We start from the raw sequence: 6,443 nt of genomic DNA, 5'->3' as shown, positions 1-6,443 counted from the left end.
AAAAATCATGCTGTTTTTTTGTATATTATTCTACTCCTCGATGGTAGTGTCCTTTTGTATAATCTTGTGTTTGTTTATACTGTTCTAGCCAGTCAACATCAATATTCTTTGTTTGTAAGGCTGTTTGATAAGCAGTAATCGCCTGATGCATTTCTGCTTCTGTTTCATTTGTGAATTCTAAACGGAATTTAGAGACTCCCATTTTTTGAAGCTCTTGTAAGAATTCGATGAGGATTAAGTGCTGTGAATTAAAAATTTCTGTGATACAGTTTCCTGTGCGAAGCAGTGGAAGAATTTTGTTTTTGCGATCGCGTAGCCCAAATGGTGTGGTTAGACATAAGCGACAGAATTCTTGGTTTGGCTGGTTTAAAAGCTTCACAGGACAATGTTTAGTAATCATCATCGGAATTCGTGCAAAGACTATTGCTTCTACTGGTAAAGAGGCGTATTTTAACAGTGTACGTATTTGTTTTTGGTTGATTTCATAAGATAAAGTCGTTTGAGTGATTCCCAATTGTTTTAAAGCTTCGATACTTTGCACATTATTATTATTGAAAGCAAAATCACTCATTAGGTTGTATCCTGAATCCTTTAGTGCCTCTAGCATTCCGTATTCACCTAACATAACGGTTTGTAATGGTAATGATTCCAGAATCTCAACTGTTTCTTTAATTTCTTCATCGTTAATGATGCGTGGAAGTTGCGGAATGATGGTTTTATTGTATTGTTGTGCTAATTCCACTGCCTTTTTTAATGTTTTAATTTCTTTATAATAAATGGTTTCGATGTCTTGGCGTTCAAGGATTGTTTTTAACTGTTTTAGGTTTCTTACACTAACGCTAAGTGTTGTCGTTTCTGAATGTTTTGCAGGTTGTGGATTCGTGAGAGTGACGTGTGTTTTTTCACGTGTTTCAAAGTGGCGACTACGTTTTAATTCTAGTTGCCCAAGCACCTCGCGACGGATTTTATTAATCACAGAAATCGGCATGGTCACAGATTCATCCATATTCACGCTCAAGTAACCAAACTTAAATGGCGTGCTACCTGTTTTTTCAAGCTGTTGTTTGAGTCGTTCTTTTGAAAGCGGGGTGTTACTTGCAGCTTCGAAAAGTTCTTCCGTTTCAACGGTTACCATGTTTGAAGCGTCATCCCAAACCATGATACGCAGTGGTTCTCCAAGTTTAGCACTAACTTCTCCATAGATGTCGATTTTAGGAACTGTTTTCTCAGTGACTTCCACACGTTTTGCTAGGGAAACGGATGTCGTTTTGTAGACTGGCATGCCTTTAGTTACAGGGAATGGGCAGTCTAAATCAACGAGACCTGGATTGGCAAGTTTGACGTCTTGGCCTTTAACAAACATTTTTTGTACTTGAAGTCCTTGATCTTTTTGTCCGACGAATCGTAGTCCATCTCCTACTTCTAAGGCTGACGTGAGTTTGAGGGTTACGCGTTTTCCTTTGACGTTTGCCACTTCTCCAATTTTGATTCCTTTATGGTTTGGACGGTCAGCACTCATCCAGTTGAGACCTTTTTCACCAAACAGGAATCCTTTTGTGAATCCGCGACTGAAGATTTGGTCCATGTCGGCATGGGTTTGTTTTGATAGTTTGACTTTTTTGTTTTCTAGGTATTGGTCAATCGCCTCTCGGTAGGCTTTGACAACTGTTGCAACATATTCTGGCTTTTTGAGGCGACCTTCAATTTTAAATGAGGTTACTCCCGCTTCAATTAGTTCTCCAATATGGTCAACTGTTTTTAAATCGCGTGGGCTTAAGATGAAGTCTCCAACGTTTGAATCCAGTGTTTCACCACTTTTAAGGTCTACTAGTTCGTATGGCAGACGACATGTTTGGGCACAGGCACCACGATTTCCACTGCGTGCTCCTATCATACTACTCATTAAACATTGTCCTGAGTAACAAACACAAAGGGCACCGTGTACGAAGACTTCTAAATCGATATCAACGGCTTGTTTCATCGCTTTGATTTCTTCTAGTGTATTTTCACGGGCAACGACAACTCGGTCTGCTCCGAATGATTTTGCAAATTCTACTCCTTTTGTATTATGAAGTGTCATTTGGGTACTGAAGTGTAATTCGAAGTCTGGATATAGTTCTTTGACTAGATGAGCGACTCCGATATCTTGAACGATGATCGCATCAACGTCGTTTAGGTATAAAAAGTGAATATATTCTTGTAAGGCTTCGAGTTCTGCATCAAAAATTGTCGTATTCACAGTAACGTAAACTTTGACACCATGTAGGTGACTGTATTTGATTGTTTCAATTAGTTCTTCGTTTGAAAAGGCTGCTTCTTTCCTCGCGCCAAATGCAGATCCTCCCACATAGATGGCATCTGCACCATTTGAAACGGCGGCTAGTAATCCTTCGCGGTGACCCACTGGTGCTAATAATTCAATTGTAGACATATGATCCGCTCCATTTTTCAACTTTTATTTTCATTCATTGTAACATAATTCAGTTTTAGTTACCAATGACCTGTTAATAGATTTTTAGTTAAAGTTAGGATTTACTTATATAAATTTTGTAAAAATTAATATACTATTAATTGTATTCTACTGTCGTCTATTATAAAATTATGTAGTTATTCTGAGACTACTTATATAAACTATAGAAACTAGGTGAAGAAAATGGGTAAGGCAAAAGATGCTCGTGCTAAGAAGTACGGTTGTTTAAAAAGCTTTCTTATAATGGTATTAGTATTATTAATTTTAGCTGGGGCCGGTTATGTCGGGGCACATTTTATGTTATCGAAGCTTGATCGTCAACAACTAAATGACTTAACAATTTCTGAAGAGGTTTTAAGTAACAAAAAAGGTTCTGGGGTAACTAATATCGCATTATTTGGGGTGGATTCACGCGAGGATGCTTATGAAAATACGCGTTCGGATGCGATGATGGTTTTATCCTTTAATAACAAAACAAATAAAGCTTATATTACATCATTAGTTCGCGATACTTATGCTTATATTAATGAACAACATGGTTTTGAAAAATTAACACATGCTTATGCTTATGGTGGGGCAACTCTTGCTGTTCAGGCGATTAATCAAAACTTTGACCTAGATATTCAAAAGTATGTGACGGTTAACTTTAATGCCGTTGAGCATATTATCAATAAATTAGGCGGGATTGAGGTTGATATCCAAGATTATGAGTTGACTGAATTAAATCGTGTCATTGCAGAAATGAATGTTGAAGTTAGTGGTGAGCCAGCAGACTTAATTGATGGAACTGGAGTGCAGACATTAAATGGTCGTCAAGCTGTTGCGTATATGCGTATCCGTAAGGTGGGTAACGGAGATTATGAACGTATGGAGCGTCAACGACATGTCATTACGTTAACGATGCAAAAGTTAATGAGTTATAATAAAGTTAAACTACTCGGTTTAGTGGATGATTTCTTACCATATATTCAAACAAATTTAACAACAAATGAGATTATTTCTCTTGGAACTCAATTCTTAATGAGTGGCGTTACAGATGTTGAACAATTACAACTTCCAAGTACGGAGTTAAGTTATGGTGGAATTTTAAATGATGGTCTTTATTATTTAGTTCCTCGTACATTAAGCGACAATGTTATTGAATGGCATGATATTGTCTATGAAATGTCTGACTATCAACCATCTAGTACGGTTGCAACTTATAATCAGAAAATTATTAATAATACGGGTATCAAATAAAAGTGGCGGTCTCTTATGAGATCGCTTTTTTTGTCGAATCTTTTGAATATACGCTGGAAGATAATCATACTATAATATCTTTAAGCCAAATGATGAAGGAGGAATTTCTATGTATTTTCTTCTGGCGATTTCAATGGTTGCAATCCCTCTCCTACTCGTTCAATGGGCATATATGAAATGGGTCGGCGTGACGAAGGAAGCGACTCATCACAAGTCAAGTGATTATGTAGATGAAGCGTTCAAGATGAATTTCATTCAAGGTAAAGTAAATAAGTAAAAGAGACTACTCAAGCGAGATAGTCTCTTTTATTGTTAAATGATGTATTTGATTTCGTAAGGAATTTCTAGATGGCTAAGTCCGAATTCGAAGAGTTCTTTGATTTCAGCCATGGTTTCTTTTGAATAGACGTATTTTCCATATCCAAATTGTCCGTATTTATAGGTTCTTTTTTCATCATCCATTGGTAGTTTCGTTTCTTCAAAAATTTGCATGATGTGGTTTTTGGCTGTTGGGGTGTAGCGATGGGAGATGATTTCAAAAGTGATGGGGGTTTTTAGTTCTTCTTTTGGGAGATAGTCTTTTAGCATCTTGATGAGCATTAAGTAGTCTTCTTTCCAGTGCGGATAGATAAAAACGGGTGCGATTAAGAAACCGACTGGATATCCGGCTTTAATGGCTTTTCTAGCAGCTTCAATTCTTTGTTTTGCACGCGGTGTAGAGTGTTCAAAGCTTTCGATTACCGTATCCGTGTTAATTGAGAATCTCATTTCGGTGTGGCCATTATGTTTTAGGAAGAGCAAGTTATCGATGTCGGTAAATTTGGTGACGAATCGGAATCTGGCATTTGGTTCTTTGGCAAAGAATTCGATGGCTCTTTCTAAAGCATGGGTATAAGGTTCGACTGGAACAGGGTCTGAGGTTGCAGATCCTTCAAAAATAGTTGGGTTAAACTTCCCAGTTTGGATATAGCGTTTAGCTTTTTTGAGAATATCTTCTTCATTGACATAAATACGAGTAAATGGCTTATCTTTTAGATTAGTATTTAAATAGCAGTACTCACATTTTCCAATGCATCCGGTAACGAGTGGAAGTTGATAGTGAGCAGATGGTTTACATGATTGGAATTCGAGTGTTCGTCTGACACCAACGACGAGAACTCGTTTTCCGGTTTCGTATTTTTCTTGTGGAGTTTTCCCCCTTAAAAAATTGACCCGATTATTTTCTAATATTTCAACTGGAACTCCATGTTCTAAGAACTGTCTTTGCAATTCTTTTCCTAGTTTATAGTCTAATGCTTCTTTTTCGATGTAAACTTTTTTTGGAATAAACAAGATACTTCACCTCCTAATGCTTAGTATTTATCGATTTTTGTAAAGTATTTGTTTTTTTAGTTGGAAGATGCTTGTTTTTATCAATTTAATAAAAAAGATGTATCCATTAGGGATACATCCTCTTTTTTTAGATTCGATTGGCCGCTTTTAGGCGGTTATAGCGACGTGTCATATAAATTTGAAAAAGGGCGGCTGATGGAATCGAAACGATCATTCCAAGCATTCCAAGATAGTGTCCACCTATTAAGATGGCGATAAGAACCCAGACTGGGTTGAGTCCAACGCTATTGCTTAGAAGTTTAGGTTGGATGACGTTGGCATCAAGTTGTTGGTAGATAGTTAGTAAGACGAGAGATAATATGGCCATCTTAAGGCTTGAGAAGAGCCCAAGAAGACCTCCTAGTACGGCACCAAGTATTGGTCCAACATAGGGAATAACGTTAGCAACACCGGTAACGAGTCCAACGAGTAGTGCAAAGGGATGACCGATGGCAATTAAAATAAGGGATGAGAGGATCCCTGCCAAAATGGCAGCAATAAGCTGGGCAATTAAGAAGCCACCAAAGACGGCATCTAAATCTTTTAGGAATTGTTGGCTTCTTTTGAGTCCATTTGGTGTGAGTAAGGTTTGTCCGGCTTTGTAGACTGATCTTGTTAGTGTTTCTTTATCTTTAAGGAAGTAAATGGATAGGATAATGGTTGTTAAGACACTAATAATAAATCCTGTCATATTTGTAATCATGCCGGTTCCAAATTGAAGGATTTGGGTTGCGATATAGCTTAATAAGTTGGTAATGGCACGTGTGATTTCATTAATTTGTTCTTCTGTTATAAAAGATTGAATATATGGACTAATGTCATCTATATATTTGTTGAAGGTCTGATGCAGAGCTGGAATTGAGTCGACTAGTAGTTTTAGGTTGGTGATAATAGGCGGAATAATCGTATTAAATAATAATAAAATTAGCATTACAACGAGAGAGACAACAATTAAAAGACTGATTCCTCGTGAAGCACCTGATGAAAGGTCCCTTTTCATAAGTTTTTTAGTCATTTTTTGGAGATTTTTTTCGACGAATACGGTTGGTTTCCATAAGATGTAGGCAATCGCAAATGCAATGATAACAGGGGTGATGACAGCCATGAATTCTTTGATAGCTGCGATAATCAATTGAAGATTTTGAATGAGATTGAAGGCAAGAATCAAAGCTAATCCAACGGTAAAGGCCATGATGCTGTATAGGAGTTTTTTATTGTTTTTTAGATGTGCAAACATGTGATTCCTCTTTTCTAACGTAAAATATTAAACCAATTTTACCATTTAATCGAAGATAAATAAAATCTAAATTGTCTTTTTATTTCATCCAATTTACTTTAGTGATAACAAAAAAGAATCCAATAG

Annotated in this window: 5 protein-coding genes; 2 read left to right on the top strand and 3 right to left on the bottom strand. The window is 36.9% G+C overall.

Annotated elements, in window-relative coordinates; all coding sequences use genetic code 11:
- Positions 1 to 25: 25 nt before the first annotated feature.
- The gene (locus tag HMPREF9402_RS12350; protein WP_006785016.1) at positions 26 to 2,431 is read right to left on the bottom strand and encodes a DUF3656 domain-containing U32 family peptidase; all 2,406 of its coding nucleotides are present in this window, start codon (positions 2,429 to 2,431) and stop codon (positions 26 to 28) included.
- Between the two features lie 222 nt (positions 2,432 to 2,653).
- Here HMPREF9402_RS12350 and HMPREF9402_RS12345 point away from each other — a divergent pair, with 222 nt between their 5' ends.
- Positions 2,654 to 3,709, top strand: coding sequence for an LCP family protein (locus HMPREF9402_RS12345; protein WP_006785017.1), 1,056 nt, complete (start codon positions 2,654 to 2,656; stop codon positions 3,707 to 3,709).
- Between the two features lie 109 nt (positions 3,710 to 3,818).
- A complete protein-coding gene (locus tag HMPREF9402_RS14630) occupies positions 3,819 to 3,986 on the top strand; it encodes a hypothetical protein (RefSeq protein ID WP_006785018.1) in 168 nt (55 codons plus the stop codon).
- A 35-nt stretch (positions 3,987 to 4,021) separates the two neighbouring features.
- On the opposite strand, the gene splB is transcribed toward HMPREF9402_RS14630, so the two are convergent.
- Together splB and HMPREF9402_RS12335 are read right to left on the bottom strand one after the other, a co-directional pair.
- Positions 4,022 to 5,041: a spore photoproduct lyase gene (gene splB / locus HMPREF9402_RS12340; protein ID WP_006785019.1), complete on the bottom strand. Its 1,020-nt coding sequence runs from the start codon at positions 5,039 to 5,041 to the stop codon at positions 4,022 to 4,024.
- Between the two features lie 127 nt (positions 5,042 to 5,168).
- On the bottom strand, positions 5,169 to 6,317 hold the full coding sequence (locus HMPREF9402_RS12335; RefSeq protein WP_009607513.1) for an AI-2E family transporter: 1,149 nt from the start codon (positions 6,315 to 6,317) through the stop codon (positions 5,169 to 5,171).
- Between the last annotated feature and the right edge of the window lie 126 nt (positions 6,318 to 6,443).

It is taken from the genome of Turicibacter sp. HGF1, from assembly GCF_000191865.1.
Taxonomy (GTDB): Bacteria; Bacillota_I; Bacilli_A; order MOL361; family Turicibacteraceae; genus Turicibacter; species Turicibacter sanguinis.
The sequence above is the reverse complement of the archived record's forward strand: the minus strand, read 5'-3'. Positions and strand labels throughout refer to the sequence as shown.